Annotated in this window: 16 protein-coding genes and 1 tRNA gene; 7 read left to right on the top strand and 10 right to left on the bottom strand. The window is 63.6% G+C overall.

The window, feature by feature from the left end:
- Window positions 1–8: 8 nt before the first annotated feature.
- The 4 genes from rhaI (at window position 9) to NGR_RS12550 (ending at window position 2,718) form a co-directional block, all read left to right on the top strand.
- A complete protein-coding gene (gene rhaI, locus NGR_RS12565; RefSeq protein ID WP_012706825.1) occupies window positions 9–1,301 on the top strand; it encodes an L-rhamnose catabolism isomerase in 1,293 nt (430 codons plus the stop codon).
- A 256-nt stretch (window positions 1,302–1,557) separates the two neighbouring features.
- Window positions 1,558–1,812, top strand: a complete 255-nt coding sequence (locus tag NGR_RS12560) for a GlsB/YeaQ/YmgE family stress response membrane protein (RefSeq protein ID WP_164924168.1) — start codon at window positions 1,558–1,560, stop codon at window positions 1,810–1,812.
- Window positions 1,813–1,983: 171 nt separating this feature from the next.
- A complete protein-coding gene (locus NGR_RS12555) occupies window positions 1,984–2,172 on the top strand; it encodes a hypothetical protein (protein ID WP_012706823.1) in 189 nt (62 codons plus the stop codon).
- Between the two features lie 84 nt (window positions 2,173–2,256).
- The gene (locus tag NGR_RS12550) at window positions 2,257–2,718 is read left to right on the top strand and encodes a YbaK/EbsC family protein (RefSeq protein WP_012706822.1); all 462 of its coding nucleotides are present in this window, start codon (window positions 2,257–2,259) and stop codon (window positions 2,716–2,718) included.
- A 37-nt stretch (window positions 2,719–2,755) separates the two neighbouring features.
- On the opposite strand, the gene NGR_RS12545 is transcribed toward NGR_RS12550, so the two are convergent.
- The gene (locus tag NGR_RS12545) at window positions 2,756–2,944 is read right to left on the bottom strand and encodes a hypothetical protein (RefSeq protein WP_012706821.1); all 189 of its coding nucleotides are present in this window, start codon (window positions 2,942–2,944) and stop codon (window positions 2,756–2,758) included.
- Window positions 2,945–3,160: 216 nt separating this feature from the next.
- Here NGR_RS12545 and NGR_RS12540 point away from each other — a divergent pair, with 216 nt between their 5' ends.
- Window positions 3,161–4,213: a GlxA family transcriptional regulator gene (locus NGR_RS12540; protein WP_012706820.1), complete on the top strand. Its 1,053-nt coding sequence runs from the start codon at window positions 3,161–3,163 to the stop codon at window positions 4,211–4,213.
- An 8-nt stretch (window positions 4,214–4,221) separates the two neighbouring features.
- On the opposite strand, the gene NGR_RS12535 is transcribed toward NGR_RS12540, so the two are convergent.
- The 4 genes from NGR_RS12535 to NGR_RS12520 all read right to left on the bottom strand — a co-directional run bounded on the left by NGR_RS12535 (window position 4,222) and on the right by NGR_RS12520 (window position 16,291).
- Window positions 4,222–11,298 carry a hypothetical protein gene (locus NGR_RS12535; RefSeq protein WP_012706819.1) on the bottom strand — a complete coding sequence of 2,359 codons (7,077 nt, stop codon included), beginning with the start codon at window positions 11,296–11,298 and terminating at the stop codon, window positions 4,222–4,224.
- A 443-nt stretch (window positions 11,299–11,741) separates the two neighbouring features.
- A complete protein-coding gene (glf, locus tag NGR_RS12530; RefSeq protein WP_012706818.1) occupies window positions 11,742–12,899 on the bottom strand; it encodes a UDP-galactopyranose mutase in 1,158 nt (385 codons plus the stop codon).
- A 49-nt stretch (window positions 12,900–12,948) separates the two neighbouring features.
- On the bottom strand, window positions 12,949–14,202 hold the full coding sequence (locus tag NGR_RS12525) for a hypothetical protein (RefSeq protein WP_012706817.1): 1,254 nt from the start codon (window positions 14,200–14,202) through the stop codon (window positions 12,949–12,951).
- A 31-nt stretch (window positions 14,203–14,233) separates the two neighbouring features.
- Window positions 14,234–16,291, bottom strand: a complete 2,058-nt coding sequence (locus NGR_RS12520; RefSeq protein WP_012706816.1) for a hypothetical protein — start codon at window positions 16,289–16,291, stop codon at window positions 14,234–14,236.
- A gap of 682 nt (window positions 16,292–16,973) precedes the next feature.
- On the opposite strand from NGR_RS12520, the gene NGR_RS12515 reads away from it, so the two are divergent.
- Together NGR_RS12515 and NGR_RS12510 are read left to right on the top strand one after the other, a co-directional pair.
- Window positions 16,974–22,037: a beta strand repeat-containing protein gene (locus NGR_RS12515; protein ID WP_012706815.1), complete on the top strand. Its 5,064-nt coding sequence runs from the start codon at window positions 16,974–16,976 to the stop codon at window positions 22,035–22,037.
- 208 nt (window positions 22,038–22,245) lie between these two features.
- A complete protein-coding gene (locus tag NGR_RS12510; protein WP_164924167.1) occupies window positions 22,246–23,517 on the top strand; it encodes a GGDEF domain-containing protein in 1,272 nt (423 codons plus the stop codon).
- Between the two features lie 137 nt (window positions 23,518–23,654).
- Here the strand turns inward: NGR_RS12510 and NGR_RS12505 are convergent.
- From NGR_RS12505 to NGR_RS12485, 5 genes are all read right to left on the bottom strand, one after another.
- A tRNA-Phe gene (locus NGR_RS12505) sits at window positions 23,655–23,730 on the bottom strand.
- Window positions 23,731–24,075: 345 nt separating this feature from the next.
- Entirely contained in the window at window positions 24,076–24,285 is a 210-nt protein-coding gene (gene yacG / locus NGR_RS12500; RefSeq protein ID WP_012706813.1) for a DNA gyrase inhibitor YacG, read from the bottom strand.
- Window positions 24,286–24,291: 6 nt separating this feature from the next.
- Entirely contained in the window at window positions 24,292–24,912 is a 621-nt protein-coding gene (locus tag NGR_RS12495) for a Maf-like protein (protein WP_012706812.1), read from the bottom strand.
- Window positions 24,913–24,953: 41 nt separating this feature from the next.
- Complete coding sequence (gene infA / locus NGR_RS12490) at window positions 24,954–25,172, bottom strand: translation initiation factor IF-1 (protein ID WP_014327290.1); 219 nt, start codon at window positions 25,170–25,172, stop codon at window positions 24,954–24,956.
- A gap of 178 nt (window positions 25,173–25,350) precedes the next feature.
- The gene (locus tag NGR_RS12485) at window positions 25,351–25,782 is read right to left on the bottom strand and encodes a low molecular weight phosphatase family protein (RefSeq protein ID WP_012706810.1); all 432 of its coding nucleotides are present in this window, start codon (window positions 25,780–25,782) and stop codon (window positions 25,351–25,353) included.
- Window positions 25,783–25,804 lie beyond the last annotated feature (22 nt).

Raw genomic sequence — 25,804 nt, 5'->3', positions numbered from 1 at the left:
AGGTTGCCATGACTAATATGATCAGCACGTCGGTGATCGAGACAGAGAATGCCAAGCGACAGGAAGCGCTGAAGAGCGACTACGAGAGCCTCGGCGAGCGGCTCGCGCGCCGTGGCATCGACATCGACGCGGTCAAGCGGAAGGTCGCCGCCTATGGCGTCGCCGTTCCCTCCTGGGGGGTCGGCACCGGCGGCACCCGCTTTGCCCGCTTCCCCGGACTCGGCGAGCCGCGCAACATCTTCGACAAGCTCGAAGACTGCAGCGTCATCCAAGAGTTGACGCGGGCGACGCCGACCGTGTCGCTGCACATCCCCTGGGACAAGGTATCCGACCTCGCAGGTTTGAGGGAAAGGGGGAGCGCGCTCGGCTTAAGCTTCGATGCGATGAACTCGAACACCTTCTCCGACGCGCCGGGCCAGGCCCATTCCTACAAATTCGGTTCGCTCACCCATAACGCTGCCGCAACGCGCCGCCAGGCGGTCGAGCACAATCTCGAATGCATCGAGATCGGCAAGGCGCTCGGCTCGAAGGCGCTGACGGTTTGGATCGGCGACGGCTCCAACTTTCCCGGCCAGAGCAGCTTCACCCGGAGCTTCGAGCGCTATCTCGACTCGATGAAGGCGATCTATGCGGCGCTTCCGGATGACTGGCGGGTCTTCACCGAACACAAGATGTACGAGCCCGCCTTCTATTCGACGGTCGTGCAGGACTGGGGCACCAACTACCTGATCGCCCAGGAACTCGGGCCGAAGGCCTTCTGCCTCGTCGATCTCGGCCATCACGCCCCCAACGTCAATATCGAGATGATCGTCGCCCGGCTGATCCAGTTCAAGAAGCTCGGCGGCTTCCACTTCAACGACTCGAAATATGGCGACGACGATCTCGATACCGGATCGATCGACCCCTACCGGCTCTTCCTGGTCTTCAATGAGCTGGTCGATGCCGAGACGCGCGGCGCCGACGGTTTCGAGCCCGCCCATATGCTCGACCAGAGCCATAACGTGACGGACCCGATCGAGAGCCTGATGACCAGCGCCATGGAAGTCGGCCGCGCCTACGCCCAGGCGCTTCTCGTCGACCGCAACGCGCTCGAAGGCCACCAGCAGGAGAACGACGCGCTGATGGCGTCGGAAACGCTGAAAGCCGCCTTCCGTACCGATGTCGAGCCGATCCTCGCCGTGGCACGCCTCGAGAACGGCGGCGCCATCGCGCCGGTCGCGACCTATCGGAAGAGCGGCTATCGGCCGAAAGTTGCGGCCGAGCGACCCGCGATTGCCGGCGGTGGCGGCGGCATCGTCTGATAGCATCCGAGGGAAGCGGAAGGCCGTCCCTCTCGGCCTGACCCCTTCAGTTTCATGATCCCGGGTGCGGCTTCGCGCCCGGGATCATCGGGCAGCCAGATTGCCGGCGTCCGCGCCCTCGCTTGCGCAGCAAGCAAAATCCGCTCCGCGGCCGACCATCCCCTTTGCGCAGAAAAATTATCCTCGATCGAATTGCTCCCTATCTGATCGGCAGGGATGGGCTATGTTCCATGGACACAACCGCAAGGAGACATTGATGGGTATCGAAAGCATTCTGGTGTTCCTGATCGTCGGCGCGATTGCCGGCTGGCTCGCCGGCCTGATCGTCAGCGGCTTCGGCTTCGGCCTGATCGGCAACATCGTCGTCGGCATCATCGGCGCGCTTATCGCCGGCTATCTGTTTCCGGCGGTCGGCATCACGCTCGGCACGGGCATCCTCGCTGCAATCATTCATTCGACCATCGGGGCGATCATCCTGCTGGTGCTGATCCGCATCGTCAAACAGGCCTGAAATGGCGATATCCGGTCAAGGATTCGCCTACCATCGGAACCGGTTTGAGGACAAAATCATTCAGCGATAACAAGCGCGATGGTGCCCTCGCCCGTTTGATCGGGCGCGGGCGCCGAGCGATCCGCGCGCAAGGCCCTGGATCGCCGCCGCGAGAAGTCAGCGGAGGGAAAGATGAGCGATTTCTATGCAGAAAAGATCGAAACGGCGCTGCAATCCTATATGAGCGATCACCCCGCCACGTCGACGCGCCAACAGGCAATCTCCACGATCCTGGAAAACTGGTTTGCAAGCCATGGCTACCTGCCGCCGCAACAGGAGGGCCTGCGACCGGAAGACCTTGACGCGTCGAACGACGACTGAAACATTCCTCTCCTCAAGAAAAGACCGTCGGCCGCAATTCGCCGCGGATATCCCATTTGCAAATCGCAGCACCGGCCTTTCGAGATGAGCCTCACCTCCGTCAAAGAGTTCTTTTCCAAGCGCGCCCCGGACATCGACGTCATCGAACTCGAGCAAAGCACCGCAACGGTGGCGCTCGCGGCCGAGGGACACGGCGTCGAGCCGGCACAGATCGCCAAGACGCTGGCGCTTCGCGTCGGCGACGACGTCGTCCTGATCGTCACGCGCGGCGACGCCCGCCTCGACAACAAAAAATACAAGGCCCGCTTCGGCACCAAGGCGCGCATGCTCGGCTCCAGCGAGGTCGAGACCGAGACCGGCCATCCGGTCGGCGGCGTCTGCCCGTTCGGCCTTGTGAAGCCGCACACGGTCTATTGCGATGAATCCTTGAAGGCGTTCGATGTGGTCGTGCCCGCCGCCGGCGCAATCAACGCCGCCGTTCACATCAGTCCGCACCGCATGGCGGAACTGACCGGCGCGGAATGGATCGACGTGTCGGAAACCTGACCGGCCCCGGCGACCGTCGGGCGGGTGGCGTGCGTTCCTACAGAACGGCCACGAGAACCATGAACGAGCCGAACGAAAGCGCGGCCATCAGGCTCAACAGCACTTTCATCATGTGCATTGTCATCTGCCCAGATCCTTGCCCGCGCTCCAAATGGGAACAAGCGAAGGCACAACTCGACGGCCCGTCGCCGACAACCGGCGTGCCGACCCCCTCTCCCATCGACATTCAGAATATTCCGACAAGTCGGTTAATAAGTCATCCTGTCAATGCGGATTAGCCCGCCTGTCTCGGGTGGGAACTGAAGCATTTACCCGGAGCGTTGCTTGCGGGATAATTGGAGCATAGAAGCAGGTCTCAAGCTTCAGATGCGCGGCCCCGAGGGGCGCGTGGCGGGAGACCATTCATGGCCCCCGATCAGATCGGCGACGGAACGACGCGACTTTGCGAACAGCTCTCACAGAAACAACGGCTGCCAGCGGAAAGACCCTCAGCGACAAGGGCGTGCTGCGCGTCGGCTTCATTCTGGCGCGCAGCTTCACGCTCAGCGCCTTCTCGCTGTTCGCCGATGCGCTGCGGTTGGGCAGTGATGTGGAGGACAAGTCGGGGCGCGTCAACTGCGACTGGGAGGTGCTCGGCAGCACGAGAAACTTCGTCATGTCGAGCTGCGGGATCCAGGTGGCGCCAACCGCGCCGCTCCGTCCGCCGACCGAGTTCAGCTATATCGCGGTCGTTGGCGGTCGGCTCAACGTCGCCGAGCCGCTCGACAGGGAGACGGTTGACTACCTGCACCGCGCCACGCGCGCCGGCGTGCCGATCATCGGCGTTTGCACCGGCAGCTTCGTCCTCGCCGAGGCCGGCGTGCTCGACGGCCATGCCGCATGCGTAAGCTGGCTGCATCATAACGAATTCCGCGCCCGCTTCCCCGAGATCGAGGTCACCTCGAACCGCATCTTCTTCGAGGATGGCAATATCATCACCTGCGCCGGCGGCAGCAGCGTCGCCGATCTCGCGACCTACCTGATCCGGAAGCATGTCGGCGAAGACGCCGAACGCAATGCGCTCGAAATCATGCAGATCACGCGTCGTCGCGAAGCCAGCGAGATGCAGCCGCGAAACCCGCTCGGCCCCGTGCCGGTGCACGACAAACGGATCAGTCTGGCGCTGATGGTCATGGAGCAGCATCTCGAGGACCTGATCGGCATAGACGACGTGGCGACCGTGCTCGGCATCTCGCGCAGGCAACTCGAACGCCTGTTCCAGAACGAGCTCGGGGCGACGCCGATATCCGTCTACCTGAAGCTTCGCCTCGACGCGGCGATGCGCCTCGTCGCCTCCACCAACAAACCGCTGATCGAGATTGCGCTGGAAACCGGCTTCGAGAACGTCTCACACTTCATCCGCAAGTTCCGGAAGGCATTCTCGATCACCCCGGCGGCAGCGCGCAAGCAACTCGCTGCAGCAGCCCGTGACGCAGCGCCGGGCCGTCGCGGCTGAGGACCCATTTACATCCCCAGATAGGCCGCAATGACTGCCGCGATCTGATCGGAATCCAGAGCGTCCATCTGCGAGTCCATCAAGGCGTTCAGCTGCGTGCTGGACAGATTGCCAATGTCTTCCGTGGATAGCCCCGCGACCCCATAGGAGCTGAACGAGGCGACATCCTCCGCCGAGAAGGTCGCCAGATCCTCGGTCTCCAAGGCCGCGACCTGCGCCGAGGTCATCGCCCCGACCTGAACGGCCGTCAGGGCCTCCGCCTGATCCGTCGTCAAGGCGGCGACGACCCTGGTGGTCAGTCCGGAGATCGCACTCGTGCCCAAGGCGACGATATCATCGGTGGAGAGCTGGGCGATGTCGTCCGTCCCCAGGGCCGCGGCCTGTATGGCGTTCAGAGCACTGAGCTGCGCGGTGGACAAGGTGGCAATTTGCGTGGTGCTCATCGCCGCCACCTGGTTGTAGCTCAGCGACCCGACCTGGCTTGCCGTCAGGGCGGCGATCTCGGCCGTGGAAAGCGCGGCGACAAAGGTCGTGGACAGTCCCTTTATGGCGGCCGCGCTGATCGCCACCAGTTCTCCGGTCGTGAACGTGCCGAGGTCCTCGGTGGTCAGACCGGCGAGCCCGTCGGCGCTCAAGGCGGCAATCTGGAGGGTGGACAGCGTATCGATCTGTTCGGCGCTCATCGCCCCGACCTGAGCGCTGCTCAGACCCGCAAGGCTCGCCGTGCCCAGAGCGGCAATCTCGGCGGTGGACAGTCCGGCGATGAAATCCGTGGACAAGCCCCTGATGGCCGAAGAGCTGATCGCCGCAAGTTCCTCGACCGAGAACCCCTCCAGGTCATCGGTGCTAAGGCCTGACAACGCATCCGAGCTCATAGCGGCAATCTGGACGGTGGAAAGGGCTTCGACCTGCTCGTCGCTCAAAGCGCCGACCTGCTCGCTGCTCAGGCCCGCAATGCCCGCCGTGCTCAGCGCTGCAATCTGGCTCGTCGACAGCACCGCGAGATCCGCGGTGCCGAGCGCCGCCACCTGTTTGGAGCCGAGGCCGCCGATCTGCGCGGTCGACAAGGCTTCAATCTGGTCGGTGCTCAGCGCATTGATCTGGGCGGTGGAAAGCCCCGAAATGCCGGCCGAGCTCAAGGCCGCAACCTGATCGACCGAAAGCGCCGCTATCGTGTCGGTCGACAGTCCCAACACGGCAGTCGAACTGATCGCCGCTATCTCGTCCGTCGAGAAGGTCTCCAGATCGTCGGTGCCGAGGACGGCGATCTGCTGCGAAGTCAGCGCGCCAATCTGGAGAGAAGTGAGCGCCTCGACCTGGTCGGTGTTCAGCGCGTTGATCTGGGCGGTGGAAAGGCCGGCGACGCCACCGGTGCCGAGGGCCGCGATCTGATCCGCCGAAAGCGCCGCTATCGTGTCGGTGGACAACCCCGCTACGGCGCGCGAACTGATCGCCGCGATATCGGCGGTCGAGAAGCTCTCCAGATCGCCCGTGCTCAGCGCCGCGATCTGCGTCGAACTCATGACCGCGACCTGGCCGGAGGTCATGGCCTCGAGCTGATCGGCATTCAGCGCGTTGATCTGGGTCGTGGAAAGGCCCGCTATTGCGGCCGTACCCAGCGCGGCAATCTGGTCCGTAGAGAGAACCGCAATGTCGTCGGTTCCCAGCACCGCCAGCTGCTTGGAGCTGAGGGCGGCAATCTGGTCGGTCGACAGGGCCTCGATCTGGTCGGTGCTCAGCGCCAGGATCTGCACGGTGGAAAGACCGGCGACGCCGGTCGCACTCAGGGCGGCGATCTGGTCCGCCGAAAGCGCGGCCAGCGTGTCGGTGGACAGGCCGGCTACGGCGCTCGAACCGATCGCGCCGATATCCGCGCTGGAAAAGCTCTCCAGATCGGCGGTGCTCAACGCAGCGATCTGCGTCGAACTCATCACCGCCACCTGGCTCGGGGTCAGAGCCTCGAGCTGATCGGCGCTCAGCGCCTGGATCTGCGCCGTGGAAAGAGCTGCAACGCCGGCGGTGCTCAGCGCGGCAATCTGTTCCGTCGACAACGCCGCTATGTCGTCTGTGCCCAGCGCCGCCACCTGTTTGGAGCTAAGCGCGGCGATCTGGTCGGTACTCAGCGCTTCGAGCTGGTCGGCGCTCAAGGCATTGATCTGGGCCGTGGAAAGGTCGGCGATACCGGCCGCGCTCAGGGCGGCGATCTGATCCGCTGAAAGCGCCGCCAGCGTGTCGGTGGACAGCCCCGCCACGGCAGCCGAACTGATCGCCGCAATATCCGCGGTCGAGAAGGCGGCCAGATCATCGGTGCTGAGCGCAGCGATCTGCGTCGAACTCAGCGCCGCGACCTGGACGGAAGTCAGGGCTTCGAGCTGTTCGGCGCTCAGCGCATCGATCTGTGCGCTGGAAAGGACCGCAATGCCGGTCGTACCCAGCGCGGCAATCTGGTCCGCCGAAAGCGCCGCCATGTCGTCGGTGCCCAGCGCCGCCACCTGCTTGGAGCTGAGAGCAGCGACCTGTTCGGTCGACAGCGCCCCGATCTGGTCGGTGCTCAGCGCATTGACCTGGGCGGTGGAAAGGCCGGCAATGCCGGCCGTGCTCAAGGCCGCGATCTGTTCCGCCGAAAGCGCCGCAATCGTCTCGGTGGACAGTCCCGCTACCGCACTCGAACTGAGGGCCGCAATTTCCGCGACCGAGAAGCCTGCAATGTCGTCCGTGCCCAAGGCGGCGATTTGCTTGGAGCCGAGAGCCGCGATCTGGCTCGTCGTCAGGGCATCGACCTGGCCCGAGCTCAGGATGGCGATGTCCGCGGTGCTCAGGCCGACCACGCCGGCCGCGCTCAAAGCGGCGATCTGGTCGGTCGTGAGCGTCGCCACGTCATCCGTGCTCAAGGCATCGACCTGTCTGGAGGTGAGCGCCCCGATCTGGGCCGTGGTCAAGACCGCAAGCTGACCGGTGCTCAAGGCATCGACCTGCTTGGTGCTCAACGCCGCGACGGCGGCCGTGCTCAACGCGGCGATCTGGTCGGTGGAGAAGGCAGCTATGACGTCCGTTGAAAGGCCGGAAACGAGATCCGCGCCAAGCGCCGCGATGTCGTCGATCGACAGCGCCTTGATGTCGTCCGCATCCAGCGCAGCGATCTGCTGCGAGGTCAGCCCGCCGAGCTGTTCGGTCGACAGCGCGGCAATCTGGCCGGAACTCAGAACAGCGATCTGTTTGGTGGTCAATGCCGACACGGCGGCCGCGCTCAGGGCGCCGATCTGCTCGGTCGAGAGCGAAGCGATGGCAGCCGTGGACAGTCCTGCTATGGCACTCGAACCGATCGCCGCGATGTCCTTGGTCGAGAAGACCGCCACGTCTTCCGCGCCCAGGGCTCCAAGCTGCACCGAGCTCAGGGCGCCAGTCTGGACCGCGGTCAGGGCCTCCAGCTGATCCGTGCTCAAGGCAGCGAGCTGCCTGGTGGTCAGGCCCGCGACGGCTGCCGAACCCAAGGCCTCGATCTGATCGGCGGAAAGCGCGGTGATATCGCTCGACCCCAGGGCGGTGACTTGCGCCGACGTGAGCGCGGCAACCTGCTTGGTGCTCAGGGCGGCGAGCTGCGTGGCGCTGAGCGCGTTGACCTGCGCGCTGCTCAGACCGGCAATGCCGGCCGCGCTTACGGCGGCGATCTGATCGGTCGAGAGGGCAGCTATGGCGGCCGTCGAGAGGCTCGAAATGGCGGTCGACCGGATAGCGGCAATGTCCTTGGTCGAGAACGCCGCAATGTCTTCCGCCCCCAGAACCCCGAGCTGCGTCGCGCTCAAGGCGCCGATCTGGGTCGAGGTCAGGGCTTCCATTTGACCGGCGCCCAGGGCAACGAGCTGCTTGGTGGTCAGTCCCGCGATGGCAGCGGCACTGAGGACCGAGATCTGATCCGTCGAGAGGGCCGCAAGTCCGCTCGTACCCAAGGCGGCCACCTGCGCCGAAGTGAGCGCAGCGGCCTGCTTGGTGCTCAAGGCGGCGAGCTGGCTGGTGCTGAGCACGTTCAACTGCGCGCTGCTGAGGCCGGCAATGCCGGCAGTGCTCAGAAGAGCGATCTCATCGGTGGAAAGGGCGGCCACGACGGCCGTCGACAGTCCCGCCATCGCAGCGGCGCTGATGGCCGCGATGTCCTTCGTCGAGAAGACCGCTATGTCTTCCGTTCCGAGCGCCCCCAGCTGCGCCGAGCTGAGCGCGCCGACTTGCACGGCGGTCAGGGCTTCCATCTGCTCGGTGCTCAGCGCGTCGATCTGCCTGGTGCTCAGCCCGCTGATCGCGGCCGTCGTCAACACGGCGATCTGTTCGGTCGAAAACACCGCGATATCGCTGGTGTCCAGCGCGGCGATTTGCGCAGAGCTCAGCGCGGCAACCTGCTTGGTGCTCAGCGCCACGATCTGGTCGGTGGATAGCGCCTCGACCTGATCGGTGGTCAGTTCGTTGATGCCTGCAGTGCTGAGCGCGGCGATCAGGTCCGAGGACAGGGCCGCGACAGTCTCCGTACTCAAGGCGGCGACTTGCGTCGATTTCAGCGCTGCGATCTGTTTGGTGCTCAAAGCGACGACCTGGTCGGAGCTCAGCGTCGCCATCTGATCCGTGCTCAGCCCGGCAACGCCGCCGGTGCTGAGCGCGGCAATCTGCGTCGAGGTCAGGGCGGCGACGACATCCTCCGACAGGCCGGAAATGGCCTTGGAGCCTATTGCGGCAATATCGGCAGTCGAGAAGGTTGCAATGTCCTCCGCCTCCAGGGCCGAGAGCTGCGCGGAGCTTAGAACGGCAACCTGGACTGACGACAAGGCTGCAAGCTGGTCGCTGGACAGCGCGTCGATCTGATCGGTGCTGAGGCGCGCGACGCCCTTCGTGCTGAGCGCTACGATCTGGGCCGTCGTGAGGGCTTCCATGAGATCTGCCGACAATCCGGCAATGGCGCTCGAACTGATCGCCGCGATATCGGCGGTCGAGAATGCCGCTATGTCCTCTGCACTGAGAACGGCAAGCTGCTCGGAGCCGAGGGCGGCAACCTGTTGAGTGGAGAGAGCCGCGACCTGATCGGACGACAAGGCTTCGACCTGATCGGCGGTTAGGCCGGCGACCGCCTTGGTGCCAAGCGCGGCGACCTGAACCGTGGTCAAAGCCGCGACGTTGTCCGTGCTCAAGGCGGCGAGTTGCGTGGAACTCAGGGCTTTAAGCTGCGCGGTGGAGAGGGCCGCGGTCTGGTCGGTCGACAAGGCGGCGACCTGTGCGGTCGTCAGGCTCGCGACTGCAGTCGTGCTGAGTGCCGCTATCTGGGCCGTGGAAAGCGCTGTTATGGCGTCGTCGCTGACGCCGGGCACGGCTTTGCTGGTGATCGCCGCGATCTCGGCGGTCGAGAACGTCGCAATCCCGTCTTCCCCAAGGGCGGCGAGCTGGGCCGAGCTCAGGACTTTCACCTGCGAGACGGACAAGGCCTCCGCCTGGTCGGTCGACAAAGCCGCCAGCTGGGCGCTCGTCAGGCTGGCGACCGCACTCGTGCTGAGCGCCGCGATCTGATCGGTAGACAGGGACGCAATGACCTCGGCGTCCACCCCCAGAATGGCCTTGTTGCTGAGTGCGGCGATCTCGCCGGTAGAGAACATTGCCAAGCCGTCGGTCCCGAGCGCCTCAAGCTGCAGTGCGTTCAGGGCCTTCACCTGTGTGACGGACAGAGCCTCGACCTGGTCGGTCGACAAGGCGGCGACTTGATCGGTCGTCAGGCCCATGACGCCCTTGGTGTTGAGCGCCGCGATCTGGTCTGTGGAGAGCGCCTCGATATTGTCGGTGCCAAGTGCGGCGACTTGCGCCGAGCTCAGCGTCCGCAGCTGTGCCGCGGAAAGGACCGCGGCCTGGTCGGAGGAAAATGCCTCGCTCTGTGCGGTCGTCAAGCCCGAGATCGCACTCGTGCTGAGCGCCGCAACCTGAGCGGTCGAAAGTGCAGCGATCGCGTCCGTGCTCACGCCCTTGATGGCCAGGTTGGCGATCGCGGCGATTTCGCCGGTCGAGAATGTCGCAATGCCCTCGGTCCCGAGCGCCGCAAGCTGTCTCGAATTCAGTGCCTTCACCTGCAAGACGGACATCGCCTCGGCCTGGTCAGCCGACAAGGCGGCCATCTGCGCCGTCGTCAGGCTGGCGACGGCGGCCGTGTTCAGGGCGGCAACCTGGGCGGTGGAGAGTGCGGCGAAGGCCTCCGTCGTCAAGCCCCATACGGCCCTGCTGATCGCCGCGATCTCGGCAGTCGAGAATGCCGCTATGCCGTCGGTCTCGAGGGACCCGAGTTGCGCCGCCGTCAGCGCCTTCACCTGCGAGACGGTCAGTGCCTCGATCTGGTCGACCGACAGGGCGGCGATCTGTTTGGTGGAAAGCCCCGAAATTGCCGAGGCGCTCAACGCAGCCATCTGCTGGGTGGAAAGCGTGGCAATGTCGTCGGTGCCCAAGGCCTCGATTTGCGAGGCCTTCAGCGCTGTGACCTGGGCGGTCGTCAAGGCGGCAAGCTGATCGGTGGACAGGGCGGCGATCTGCGCGGTCGACAGGGCGGCGACGGCACGGGTGCTCAAGCCGGCAATCTGATCCGTGGAAAGGGATGCGACGACATCGGCCGGGAGCCCGGTTATGGCTTTCGCGCCGATGGCGGCGATGTCGGCGGTCGAGAAGGACTCCAGGTCTTCCTCGGTCAAGACCGAGAGCTGCAAGGCGCTCAAGGCTCCGACCTGGGTCGAGCTCAACGCCTCCGCCTGCTCCGCCGACAAACCGTCTATCTGCTTGGTCGTCAGGGCCGCGACCTGGCTCGTACCGAAGCTCTCGATGTCGGATTGGTCGAGGACGGCGAGTTGCTCCAGGGTCAAACCGACAATGGCGCTGGGAGATATGGCGCCCAGCTGCCGGGAGCTGAGAACATCGACATCCTCCGTGTCGAGCGCCGCGATCTGAGCTGACGACATCGCGCTGATCTGCTTCGTCGTCAGCGAAGCCACGTCTTCCGTCGTCCAGGCAGCAACGGCCGCTGTCGAATAGGATTTGATCAGAGTGGGGCTGAGGGACGAAATGATGGAGGTCATGCGTGAAAACCCTTGGGCCTGATTGGTCTTATCAGCCAGCGGCCGCTTCGAAAGAGCAGTCGTTCCTACAGCGCCGGCATCCCGGCAACGGCTGGCATTGCATCCGGACGACCGGCGGATTAGCGGTCGTCAGCGGGCTTCGCCCGGGTTCGATTTGCGGGCTGTGGAAGGCAAACGTCCGGTTACCGGCATGGGCGCTCTCATGGCTGCTCGGGGAATAAGCTGCCGTTGATAATAGTCAGCAACCTTGTGTCTGTCTGACCTTCGGCGCGATCGCGTCCTCGTTGCGCCGCACCAGTCCGCGCGGCGCCTCCTATGGAAACGACTTATTCTCTGTCCCTCGGCTGAAGGTCGCGGCAATCGCTTGCCGACCGGGTCCGCCCGCCGATCGCGTCGCGAGCCTATCGAGGCGGTGAGATGGCGCCGGTCCGCGACAACGACAATCAGATCGGCGAATGCAGGAATACCGGCATAGAGGCGTTTTCGGCCTTGCGGGCAAGGTAAAGCCGTGCCGTATCGAGTGCCTCACGAATGGTCACGTCCATGTCGAGGTAGCGATAGGTGCCGAGCCGTCCGACAAAGGTGATCGCTGTTTCGCGGCTTGCCCGCTCCACGTATTGGGCCAGTTGTTCCTTGTCCTTGACGAGGCGGATTGGATAATAGGGGATGTCCTCGGGGCCGCATTCACGGGAGAACTCGCGATAGCAGACGGAGCCTTTGTGCTCCTCCCACGGCGAGAAATGCTTGTGCTCGGTGATGCGCGTATAGGGCACGGAGACATCGCCGTAGTTCATGACGGCGCAGCCCTGGTAGTCGCCGTCATATTCGAACCGCTCGAAATCGAGCGTTCGATAACCCAACGGGCCAAATTCGTGATCCAGGTAGCCGTCGAGCGAACCTGAATAGAACACATGCGCAAAATCGTCCTTTTGCGCCCGGACAAAGCGTGTCTTCAGGCTGACATTGATGTTGGGGTGATCCAGAATGCGGCCGATCATGTCGGTATAGCCGTTCTCCGGCATGCCCTGGTATTTGTGCGCGAAATAGTTATCGTCGTAGTTGAAGCGCACCGGAAGCCGTTTCAGGATCGATGCCGGCAAGTCCGTCGGCGAGCAGCCCCACTGCTTCTGCGTATATCCCTGGAAGAAGGCCTCGTAGAGGTCCTTGCCCACAAAACGAAGCGCTTGCTCCTCGAAGGTTTTCGGGTCCTCGATCGACGTGTCGGCCTGTTCTTCGATGAAGGTGCGGGCCTCGTCCGGCCTGAAGGTCTTGCCGAAGAACTGATTGATCGTGTGGAGATTGACGGGCAGGGAAAAGACCTGGTCCCGCGATGTCGCCTTCACCCGGTTCTTGTAGGGCATGAAAGTCTGGAAGCTGTTGACATAGTCCCAGACTTCACGGTCGTCCGTATGGAAGATGTGCGGGCCGTAGACGTGGATCATCACGCCCGTGCCTTCGTCGCGCTCGGTGTGGCAGTTTCCGGCGATATGTTCGCGCGCGTCGAAGATCTCGACCTGGTGGCCCGCCTCAGCCAGTTCCCGGCCAATGACCGCACCCGACAATCCTGCCCCTACAATGCCGATTCTTCCGCTTGCGCGCATTCGAAGACGCTCCAGTCCCAAGTCCGTATTGCGATATTCGACGAAGGCGTTACGCGGCGAGCGCGTTGCGCATCAGTTCGTCATAGGCATCGATCAAGCGATCGAGGGCCAGGCCCTGCTCCTGCGGTCCGAAGCTCAAATGGCTGACGGTGAAATCCGAATAGATCGCCGTCGGCCGATCGAGCAGCAGCGGCAGATCGACCGTAAGCGCGCGCTCGTCGTCTCCCTTCGGCAAGGCCATATGCACGAGGTCCTTGCCGAGCCAGGCGATGAAGTTGATCGACTGGCGTTCGGTCCACTCGATCACCTTGCTCGGCAACGGCAGGTGCTTGTCGTTGGTCTGCAGGAAGTAGTCGTGCAACTCATTGGCACGCTCCGCGCTCTGCCAGAGGCTTCCGCCAAACCCGCCCGGCGGCCGTTCGAAGTGACCTACCCCCACGGGAATGGAGCCCGCCACTTGCTGCCAATGGGCGCATACTCCATTGTTCACCACATTGGCGGATACAACGATGTATTTCGGGTTGGTCCGCCTGAATTCGATGAAATCGCTGAGCTTTTCGAGATCCATATAGACGATGTCGTCGTCGCACTTCAAAAATATGGAGTCCGAGAAGATCTTCAGCCGCTTGGCGTAGTAGTCATAGGCCTGCCAATAGGGCATCTGCTCATTCGGGTTGCCGACGAAACGCTGGATGCGCGAGCGTACATTGCCAAGTTCGAGATCCGCACCCCACCCGCCTCTGACCATGACGGACGCACCGGCCGACAAGTCCAGTTCCGGCCAGTGGCCGATCGCGACGTTGTTGACATGGAGCGAAGGAACACCCGCCGCATCGACATTGATGACGATTTGGTTGGCGGTGCCCGGCGACAGGATGCCCGGAGTGGGCCTGCTCCACAGCGCCGGTACATCGTTGCGGTCAAAACTCCTAAGCTGGCTCAATGGCAGTTTACGCAATACCGAGTGCGAATTGCTCCAGCCGCCGACAACCAGTTCGAAATAGTCGTCGCTGCCGTCATTCGGAACGATGGCGAGATGAAGGTCATTGGTGATCGTTGCGCCGAGGCGCAGCGCTTGGTTGGGAGCGATCGATCCGTTGGACTGGTAGGGCGCGGCGGAGCCCATATAGCGGACAGGTCCGAATTCGCGCGTCACCCATTCATGATCCTGCTGTGAGCGGGTGAAATCCCACACATGCCATTCGTCTATGATCCCGGCATCCATGGCGGAATGGATATACCGGGTGAGGATTTCCATTCTCTTCTGTCGGCCTGCGAATGTGACAAGTATAACCGGAGCCATATCATCCTCACTATCTGAAACGGGTGCTTGCTTATCGACGGGCGCCGGCTGTCGCCGCTGTCCACAGGCGGGAGTCGAACGGGATTGGCGAAAAGGCGTGCCACTCGGCGAGCTTCTCGACGTAGCGCTGCCGATAGGCGGCGCTGTCGACGAACTCCACGTTTTCCTTCATGATCTCAGCCCCGACCTCGTAATAGATGTCGAGATTGCTGAGATCGGGCACGGGCGTTTCGCCGCGCTCGCACTCGCCCTGCATTTGCCAGAGCAATTCCTCCAGGCGCCGGACGAGCGCCGGAATGTCGCGCAACACGCTGGCGTCACGGCGGCTCTCCAGGGCCTCTCTGACACTTGCGAGGCTCTGCCGGTCCTTCGCAAATCCGATTGCCTTTCGGACGAAGTCGTCCGGTCCCTCGCAAATGAGTTCGGGCACGCCGGCCGCAGCGACGATGCTCGAGCAGAACCGCGAAGCGAAGCCGTTGCCGGGGAATGTCAGAACGGGCAATCCCATGGTCAGCGCATCGCCCGCGGTGGAATGCGCCCCATAGGGGAAGGTGTCGAGGAACAGATCGGCCAGTCCGATGCGCGCCAGATGCTTGGGATTGGGGGCCTTCGAAGCGAAGATCAGGCGCTCGGGCGCGACGCCGCGCTGCTGGGCCGCCTGCTTGAGGCGCTGATCGACGTCCTCACCGCCGCCGAGCAGCCAGAGGCAGCTGCCGGGCGTCGCGGCAAGGATCGCCATCCAGCGGTCGAAGCAAGCGGCGGTGATCTTCTGCGCGCCGTTGAAGCAGGCGAATATGAAGCCGTCCTCGGGCAGCCCCGCTTCAGCCCGGCTTGGCCGCGGTGCGATCTGCCGCTTGCGGTCGACGGGCTGGTTGCAGGGAATCCGCAGCACCTTTTCCGAATAGTAGATCTCGTTCTCCGGCGGGATGATCTGCTCGTCGGCGATGACGTATTGGTGGAAGGGGCTGCCCATCGTACCCGGATAGCCGCAGAAGCTGACGATCACCGGTGCCGGCCGGTAGGCGAAGATCCTGGTACGGGCGTGTTTCGTATAGCCGTTGACATCGACCAGGATGTCGATTTCGTCGGCGATGATCTGCTTGGCAGCGTCGCTGTCACTGATGGCGGAAATGTCGCGCCAGCAGTCGATGGTGCTCATCATCCGCGTCTGCGTGGCGTCGCCGGTCCGCGCTTCGCCGCAATAATAGGCGTAGATCTCGACGCTGCTCTTGTCGTGCGTTTCGAAGACTTCGCTGAGCGCAAAGCCGACCGCATGATCGCGCAGGTCGGACGACACGTAGCCGACACGCAATCGCTGCCCGGTTCCGGACTTTTGGCGAGGCTGAAGCTTCGGGAAGCCGCTCAGATCGGGTCGGCCGACAAGCGACTTGCAGTAGCGATAGGCCTTGGCAAGCTGGAAAACCGGATCGTCGGCATAACAGGCAAGGGTCAACGGGGATAGCGCGTCGAGCAGTTGCCGGGCCGAAACATGTTCCGAAGGGGCCAGTGTCGGCCATTTGCACTGGCGTTGCCTGAGCGACGTCCAATGCTGGCCGGCTTCGGTCTTGTCGGGCCTCAGCTCAATCGCCTTCCACAGCGTGCTTTCCGCCTCCTCCATGAGACCGGCATTCTCAAGCACCCGGCCCATGTGCTGGAGGACCATCAGGCGATGAGCAGCGCGCTCCGGCGTGATCTCGGAGGTCGCCTCGGCATAGACTTGCCATTGTTGAATCGCCTGACCCGTCAGTCCGGCATCCTCCAGCGCTCGGCCGAGATTGATATGGCCCTGGCCGAAGCGTGGTTCGAACTTCAGGCAAGCGCGCAGCGCATGGATGGAGCCGGCAAGATCGCCCATCTGCCTGAGCGTGACTGAGTAGTTGAAATAGACAAGGTGAAGCAGCGGATTGGAATCGTTGTAGGCGATCCAGGATTTGTAGAGTTCGGCGGCCTGCTCCCTTTGCCCGGCGGCATTGAAGCTCTCCGCAAACTGGAACAGTTCCGTCAACGGAAGCCGTTGCTGTCGCGCCCTTTCCAGGAAACCGGCGAGGGGCGAAGCAGGATCGGAGGCGAGATGAGTGTAGATGGTCATGAAAATCCCACTGACAGGCGAGTTGGCGACCGACGCTGAGAACATGTTCGAATGCTATTTTAGGCCATTAACCGGACTAGCTTGCCCTGGGCTTGCGCCTCTTCGACTGCCTATGGGGCGGGCTGTTGAGGATGGAAGGAGTATGGAAGCCGGTTGTCGACCCGCTCGGCATTTCAGGCGTCGCTGAATATTGCAAACCGCCGACTCGATGTTGTAGCGTCGCGCCAGACGCGGCCCGTGCCCGAATCGCGCCCAGTCCGGTCGAACATTGCGGCATCCGCGCTTTGAGCCGACCCGTTAACTAAAACTTTAACTTTCGTAGCTAGTCGTAGTAACCGAGTACCGCAGTCAGCAACCACCGGATGAGGCTGCGGAGAAGATGACGAAACCGATCTCGCCAGGAGAACGGTTTCATTCACAGGCGTAGGAAATAGGACGCACTCGTCCTGTCTGCATGAAGCTTTCCGAACGCTAAGGCTCCCGCGAGCCATGTCCCTCAACCCGATATTTCGCCCATCAGGACGGTTTGACAGCCGAAGCTGATCTTCGCGTCCGGGTGGACGGGCGTCGTATGTGGTCGCACGCATCACGCGCTTGGACCCCTCAAGGGTCCCAGCGCTTGTCGCACGGTCGGCGCCAACGGGTTAGTTCCACAAGCGATTAACTTTGAAGGCTCGCGTCCATGACTTCCATCATCTCTTCTCTGAGCGTCACCCAGATCAAAAACCTCTCGACCACCGCAGTTGCCTCCCTGACTACGGAAGACGTCGCGGCTATGACCACTGCTCAGGTCAAGGCGCTCTCCTCGACCCAGATCGCGGCGCTCGATACGGAAGATGTCGCGATCTTCTCCACCGCACAACTGAGCGCCATTGCCGCAACCTCGGTCGCCGGCATCAGCCTCGACCAGCTGGCAGCCATCGATTCGGCCAAGATCGCAAGCCTGGCGACGTCTCAGGTAGCGGCCCTGAGCTCGGCACAGATCGACGGCCTCAGCTCCGACCAGGCAGAGGCCCTGACCACGTCGCAAGTCGCCGCGCTCGGCTCGGCGCAACTCGCAGCCTTTAGCTCTGAAGATATCACCACCTTCTCCACCGCCGAGATCGCAGCGATCTCCGTCACGGCGCTCGCAGGTCTTTCCACCGACAATCTCGCCGCCCTGTCGACCGATCAGGCCGCTGCGCTGAAGACCACCCAGGTTGCAGCGCTGAAGACCACCCAGGTCGCCGCGCTCACGACGGACCAGATCGGCGCGCTCAGCTCTTCGCAGATCGCCGTCCTCAGCTCGACTCAGGTAAAGGCACTTTCCACCGACAACATCGCGGCGCTTTCCACCGACCAGGTTGCCGCGCTCAACTCGAAGACCGTCGCGGCCCTGACTTCGGCACAGATCGACGCGCTCAGCTCCGACCAGGCCGAGGCTCTGACGACTGCGCAAGTTGCGTCGCTGACCTCGACGCAGGTTGCGGCTCTCGCCTCGGAGGATATCGCCACCTTCTCGACCGCCGATATCGCGGCGATCACCGTCACCGCGCTCACCGGTCTCTCCACCGACAATGTCGCGGCACTCTCCACTGATCAGGCCGCAGCCTTGAAGACCACCCAGGTCGCAGCGCTGAAGACCGCCCAGGTCGCCGCCCTCACCTCGGACCAGGTCGTGGCACTCACCTCGTCGCAGGTCGGTGTCCTGAGCTCGACGCAGATTTCGGCCCTCTCGACCGACAATGTCGCCGCACTCACCACCGACCAGGTCGCGGCGCTCAACTCGAAGACCGTCGCGGCGCTGAGCTCGGCACAGATCGGCGCGCTGAGCTCCGATCAGGTCGAGGCTCTGTCCGCCGTTCAGATCGCGGCGCTCGACTCGGCCGACATTGCGGCTCTGGCCTCCGAGGACATCGCGACCTTCTCGACTTCGGAGATTGCCGCAATCACCGCGACCGCCCTCTCGGGCCTCTCGACCGACAATGTCGCGGCACTGTCGACCGACCAGACCGCGGCACTGAAAACCTCCCAGATCGCTGCGCTGAAGACGGCCCAGATCGCCGCCCTCACCTCCGACCAGGTCGTGGCCCTCACTTCGTCCCAGGTCGGGTCCCTGAGCTCGACGCAGATTTCGGCGCTTACCACCGACAATGTCGCCGCACTTTCCACCGACCAGGTCGCGGCATTGAATTCGAAGACCGTCGCCGCGCTGAGCTCGACACAGATCGGCGCGCTAACCTCCGACCAGGCCGAGGCTCTGACCACCGCGCAGGTGGCCGCGCTCACCTCGACGCAGATTGCGGCTTTCGCCTCGGAAGATATCGCCGCCTTCTCGACCGCCGACATTGCAGCAATCACCGTAACGGCGCTGGGGGGTCTTTCCACCGACAATGTCGCGGCGCTCTCCACCGATCAGGCCGCGGCGCTGAAGACCACCCAGGTCGCGGCGCTGAAGAGCACCCAGATCGCCGCCCTCACCTCGGACCAGGTCTTGGCGCTCACCTCGTCGCAGGTCGGAGCACTGACCTCGACGCAGGTAAAGGCGCTCTCGACCGACAACGTCGCGGCGCTCTCCACCGACCAGGTCGCCGCCCTGAACTCGAAGACCGTTGCGGCGCTTAGCTCGGCACAGGTCGATGCTCTGAGCTCGGATCAAGCGGAAGCTCTGACCACGGCGCAAGTCGCATCGCTCGGCTCGACGCAGATCGCGGCTTTCGCCTCGGAGGATATCGCCGGCTTCTCGACCGCCGACATTGCGGCAATCACCGTCACGGCACTGACGGGTCTTTCGACCGACAACGTCGCAGCACTCTCCACCGATCAGGCCGCGGCGCTGAAGACCACCCAGGTTGCCGCGCTGAAGACCGCCCAGATCGCCGCCCTCACCTCTGACCAGGTCGTGGCGCTCACCTCGTCCCAGGTCGGAGCGCTGACCTCGTCGCAAGTATCTGCAATCAGCACCGACAATATTGCGGCACTCTCCACCGACCAGGTGGCGGCGCTGAACTCGAAAACCGTCGCCGCTCTGACCACGGCACAGATCGAGGCGCTCAGCTCCACCCAGGTCGAGGCGCTGACCTCGGTTCTTGTCGGCGCGCTCAGCTCGACGCAGCTCTCCGTCCTGGCCTCGGAAGATATCGCAGCCTTCTCGACCGCCGACATTGCGGCAATCACCGTGACGGCGCTCGGAGGTCTCTCCACCGACAATGTCGCGGCACTCTCCACCGACCAGGCCGCGGCGCTCAAGACCACGCAGGTCGCGGCGCTGAAGAGCACCCAGATCGCCGCCCTTACCTCGGACCAGATCGAGGCCCTGAGCACTGCCCAGATCGGTGCGCTGACCTCGACGCAAGCGTCCGCGATCAGCACCGACAGCCTAGCCGCACTGTCCACCGACCAGGTGGCTGCGCTCAACACCAAGACCCTGGCCTCCCTGTCGACGGTGCAGATCGATGCGATGAGCTCCGATCAGCTCGAAGCGCTGACCTCGGCGCAGGTCGCGGCTCTGACCATGGCACAGCTGGGTGCTCTCGCCTCGGAAGATGTCGCAACCTTCTCGACCGCCGACATCGCGGCGATCACGGTCGCAGCGCTGGCAGGCCTGTCGACGGATAACGTCGCGGCATTGTCGACCGACCAGGCTGCAGCGTTGAAGACCACGCAGATCGCTGCGCTGAAGACGGCCCAGATCGCCGCCCTCACCTCTGACCAGGTCGTGGCGCTCACCTCGTCGCAGGTCGGAGCCCTGAGTTCGACGCAGATTTCGGCGCTCTCCACTGACAATGTCGCCGCACTCTCCACCGATCAGGTCGCCGCCTTGAACTCGAAGACGGTCGCCGCCCTGAGCTCGGTACAGATCGACGCGCTCAGTTCCGACCAGGCGGAGGCTCTGACCACGGCACAAGTGGCCGCGCTCGGCTCGACGCAGCTCGCCGCCTTCGCCTCGGAGGATCTCGCGACCTTCTCGACCGCCGACATCGCGGCAATCACGGTCACGGCGCTCGTCGGTCTCTCCACCGACAATCTCGCGGCGCTCTCGACCGATCAGGCTGCAGCGCTGAAGACCACTCAGGTCGCGGCGCTCTCCACCGCCCAGGTCGGGGCGCTCACCTCGGACCAGGTCGTGGCGCTCACCTCGTCGCAGGTCGGAGCTCTGACCTCGACGCAGGTAAAGGCCCTCTCGACCGACAATGTCGCGGCGCTTTCTACCGATCAGGTTGCAGCGCTCAACTCGAAGAGCGTCGCGGCCCTGACTTCGGTCCAGATCGAGGCGCTCACCTCCGACCAGGCCGAGGCGCTGACCACGGCGCAAGTTGCGTCGCTGACCTCGACGCAGGTTGCGGCTCTCGCCTCGGAGGATATCGCCACCTTCTCGACCGCCGACATCGCGGCGATCACGGTCACGGCGCTGGCAGGTCTCTCGACGGACAACGTCGCGGCTCTGTCGACCGACCAGGCCGCAGCGCTGAAGACGACCCAGGTCGTGGCGCTGAAGACCGCCCAGATCGCCGCGCTTACCTCGGACCAGGTCGTGGCGCTCACCTCGTCGCAGGTCGGAGCCCTGACCTCGACGCAGATTTCGGCGCTCTCCACCGACAATGTCGCCGCACTCTCCACCGACCAGGTCGCGGCGCTCAACTCGAAGACGGTCGCAGCGCTGAGTTCGACACAGATCGAAGCGCTGAGCTCCGATCAGGCAGAGGCGCTGACCTCCGCCCAGATCGCGGCGCTCGACTCGGCTGACATTGCGGCCCTGGCCTCCGAGGACATCGCTACCTTCTCGACTTCGGAGATTGCGGCAATCACCGCGACCGCGCTGCTGGGTCTTTCGACCGACAATGTCGCGGCACTGTCGACCGACCAGGCCGCAGCGCTGAAAACCGCCCAGATCGCGGCGCTGAAAACCGCCCAGATCGCGGCTCTCACCTCGGATCAGGTGGCTGCGCTGACCACGTCCCAGGTCGGGACCCTGAGCTCCACGCAGATTGCGGTGATCTCCACCGACAATATCGCGGCGCTCACGACCGATCAGGTCGCGGCGCTGAACTCGAAGACGGTCGCAGCTCTGACTTCGACGCAGATCGAAGCGCTGAGTTCCGACCAGGCCGAGGCGCTCACCACCGCTCAAGTGGCCGCACTCGGGTCGGCGCAAGTCGCAGCCTTGGCCTCCGAGGATCTCGCAACCTTCTCGACCGCCGACATCGCGGCGATCACGGTCACCGCGCTGACGGGTCTCTCGACCGACAATCTCGCGGAACTGTCCACCGATCAGGCGGCGGCGCTGAAGACCACGCAGGTCGCGGCACTCTCCACCGCCCAGATCGGGGCGCTCACCTCGGACCAGGTCGCAGCACTCTCCTCGGCCCAGATCGGTGCCCTGACCTCGACGCAACTGACCGCGCTCAGCACGGACAATGTCGCGGCTCTCACCACCGACCAGGTCGCAGCCCTGAGCTCGAAGGTCATCGGGGCGCTCAGCTCCGACCAGATCGACGCGCTCTCCACCGACCAGGTCGAGGCACTGACCTCGGCTCAGGTCGCAGCGCTGGACTCGGCCGATATCGCGGCCCTGTCTACCGATGATATCGCGACCTTCTCGACCGCCGACATCGCCGCGATCAGCACGACGGCACTGGCCGGCCTGTCCACGGACGACATCATGAGCCTGTCGAGCGACCAACTGGTGGCCGTCACGACAACGCAGGTGGAAGCCCTGGACGACTCGCAGGTGGAGGCGATCATCGCGGCCTACCAGGCCATCTAACGGCTTCGATGACGGGGGACTTGTTCCCTCGGCATTGAGCCCGGTGCTCAACCGGGATGACGGTCCATCATTCGAAAACTGAACTGATCAAGCCAACGGCCCCACCTCAGTCGAAGTGGGGCCGTTAACCTATGAAACGGCATTCGAACGCGACCCGCCCCCCGGCGCGCACCTTGCCAGCGGAAGTTGCTCCACTAAATGGGCCAATATGGACGTCCAGGAGAGTGCGATTTCCACGGATCGGGTGAGCCCGTCCACAAAGCTCCAGGTGCAGGATCCTGCTGTCTTGTCTGAGGTCGAGCGCCTCCTCGCGGGCCGCACGCGCGACATCCGTCTCAAAGGCAAGCTTCGCCTCCTGTTCCAAGAGCGTTCCTGGCCGCGAACGGCCAAGATCGTTCGCGCCTGGATGACATGGGTGGTTGTCCTGGATGTGGTGACGCTGGCGCTCAACGCAATTCTGCTTCCAAAGGCAATCGCACTGTCGATGCTTCTGCCAGCCTGCCTCCTCCCGCCCGCCGCCATGGCCACGGCCTTCGTCTGGCAAAGGCCGCGCGCGCAGTGGCTTCAAAGGATTTCTATCATCGCAGGCCTTTTCCTCATCTTCCTGTCGGTTGCTCTGGTGGGCGTCAGCGCGGGTGGCGAGTTCTACGAACGGCACTTGAACATCATGCTGTTCGTAGCGATCACCGCCATTATCATCTTCGGCGTTCCACTGAACTGGACGGTGACGGTCGCCTCCCTTGCGCTTGGCCTTTATCTGGTCTTCCAATTGCAAAACCCCAGCCTGGAAAAGGGAAGCGCCGTGGCAGCGACCCTGTTTTTCGCCAGCGGCATCATCGCCACTGTGGTTGCCCGACGCACCATGACTATCCTGGCCCAGAAGACTTTTCTGCTTGAGCTCAGAGACAGAAGCCGCGTCGCGGAACTTGCCGACGCAAATGCGCGCCTTGAACGCCTCGCGAGAACGGATCCCTTGACCGGAATCTCCAACCGCCGCTGGATGATGGAGACGCTCGACCATCTCTGGAGCGATGGAATGGAGCGCCGCGGCTGTGCCATGCTGATGTGCGATATCGACGAGTTCAAGAACCTGAACGATCGGCTGGGCCATGCGGAAGGTGATCGCTGCCTGGTAAAGGTCGCCGGCATAATTCAGAGCAGCGTGAGGCGGAATCGCGATCACGTGGCCCGCTACGGCGGTGAAGAGTTCCTTATCGTGCTTCCGGGAGTGGACGAGCGAGAGGCAATTGCCATGGGCGAGCGAATTCGCGGGAGCGTTGAAGCGGCCTCCCTCCCCAATCCTGCCTCGCGCGTGTTACCCTATGTCACGCTCAGCATCGGAGTGGCGGCTCAGAGGCCGGGTGACGAGATCATTCCGCCGGAGCGGCTCCAGAACCAGGCTGACGCGGCACTCTATCTGGCAAAACAAGCTGGCCGCAATCGCGTGGTGCTTCACAAAGCAGGTGCGCTGGGGACTTGACTTCGCCGGCAGATACGGCGCCGAGCCCGCTTTGGCGACAGGGCAATCGCAAGCGCGTGGCATTTGAACAGGCCCGGCCGAATAGACCCGCAAAAATAAATGCTCGATCACGATATCCAGCACTGGGGGAAGAAAAATGGTGCCCGGAGGCGGATTTGAACCACCGACACGCGGATTTTCAATCCGCTGCTCTACCAACTGAGCTATCCGGGCATCCTGCCTTTGGGCAGCGGCTTCCACCTGGAAACCGTCGGGGCGCTTGGTTCGCCCCGGAAGCGAGCGGGGTTATAGCATCTTGTTCGGCCGTGTCCAGCACCAAATGACACTTTTTCGAAGGAAATCCCCGGGGCGTGGAAAAGCCGCGAAAAGCAAAGGGATTCAGCAGGATCGGAGGTTAGAGAAGCTTCGCCGCCTAGGTCGTGCAATCGCCCCTCTCCTCGGGTTTAACCGGAGGACTACCCTCTCCCCGCAAGCGGGGGACGAGGTCGGGCGCCGCGAGTCCCTTCGCCCCGCTTGCGGGGAGAAGGTGCCGGCAGGCGGATGAGGGGCCAAGCGAGTTTAGCGATCCTCGTCGTCGGCTTTCGACTCGTCGTCGGCGACGGGGATCGCATAGGAGCCGGAAAGCCAGCGGTTGAGATCCACATTGCGGCAGCGCTCGGAGCAGAAGGGATAGCGCTCGCGCACTGACGGGCGGCCGCATTCCGGGCAGGGTCGGGTCGGGCGCAGGGGCTCGACATTCGAGCCGTGCTTCTTGCCTTCGCCACTCACTTGTCTTCAGCCTTCCAGCCAGCGACCATGGACGTCGTATCCCTCGCCGATGAGGAGATTGACGGTTTCATAGAGCGGCAAGCCTACCACATTCGTATAGGAGCCGACGAGTTTGACGACGAAACTTCCGGCAATGCCCTGAATGCCATAGCCGCCGGCCTTGCCCCGCCATTGACCGGAGGCAAGATACGTCTCGATGTCCAAGCCCGAAAGCCGCTTGAAGCGGACCTTGGTGTCGACCACCTTCTGGCGGATCGTCCGATCCGGCGTGACGAGGCAGATGCCGGTATAGACGCGGTGGCTGCGGCCGGACAGGAGATGCAGCGCGCTCGAGGCTTCGCTGACGAGCTCCGGCTTAGGCAGGATGCGGCGGCCGACGCAGACGACCGTGTCGGCCGCCAGAATATAGCTGCCGTCCCAGCTGGGCTCGCCCTTGACCGCCGCCAGTGCCGCCTTGGCCTTCTCGGCGGAAAGCCGGCGTGCCAGCGAGCGGGGGTGCTCGGCGCGCTTGGGCGTCTCGTCGAGGTCCATCGGCAGCAGGCGCGCCGGCTCGATGCCGGCTTGTGCCAAAAGCTCGACGCGACGCGGCGATCCGGAGGCCAATATCAGTTTCTGGGTGACTGTCATGGAAACGAGCCGCGAATCCCGGAGGTTACCGCCGCCAACGCTTACTTGAAGCGGTAGGTGATGCGGCCCTTGGTCAGGTCATAGGGGGTCATCTCGACCAGCACCTTGTCGCCGGCGAGAACGCGGATGCGGTTCTTGCGCATGCGGCCGGCCGTGTGGGCGATGATTTCATGGTCATTCTCGAGCTTCACGCGGAACGTCGCGTTCGGAAGCAATTCGGTGACCACGCCCGGAAATTCGAGGACTTCTTCTTTCGCCATAAAGGATTGTGCTTTCTCATGTTCAACAGCGGATGCGCCACGCATCCTTGAAAAATTTGCCGGAAACTACACAATCGCTGGGGATTTGTGAACCCGCCTTGATACCCGTTTTTTCGGCAACTCTACCCTACGCTGCCGCTATTGCTTTCGGCCACGCAAAAGCGAGCGGCGCCGTCCTTCAGCCGACCTGCCCGCGGCCGGCAAGCCGGCTGGCAATCAGGCCGGCGAGGTGGTCCCTGACGGCGCGGTAGGCGCCGACGATCTGGTCGCGCGTACCGGTCGCCACCGTCGGGTCCGGCGTCGGCCAGTAGACGACGTCGACGGCCATCGAGCGGGTCAGTTCCAGCGCCTTGTGATGGGCTTCCGGCGCCAGCGTCACGATGACATCGAAGTAATCGTCCTCGAGTTCATCGAGCGTATGCGGCTGGTGGCGGCCGATCGTCAGCCCGACCTCATCGAGAACCACGTCGACGAACGGGTCGCGCTCGCCGTGCCGCACGCCCGCTGAGGCCACATAGGTTCCCTTCGGCAGGGCGGCTTTGGCGAGCGCCTCGGCCATCGGCGAGCGGATCGCGTTCATGCCGCACATGAAGAGGATCGAGCGGGGCATCTTCGATCCTGGCGAGGCGATC

It is taken from the genome of Sinorhizobium fredii NGR234, assembly GCF_000018545.1.
In the GTDB taxonomy this organism is placed as follows: Bacteria; Pseudomonadota; Alphaproteobacteria; order Rhizobiales; family Rhizobiaceae; genus Sinorhizobium; species Sinorhizobium fredii_A.
The sequence above is the reverse complement of the archived record's forward strand: the minus strand, read 5'-3'. Positions and strand labels throughout refer to the sequence as shown.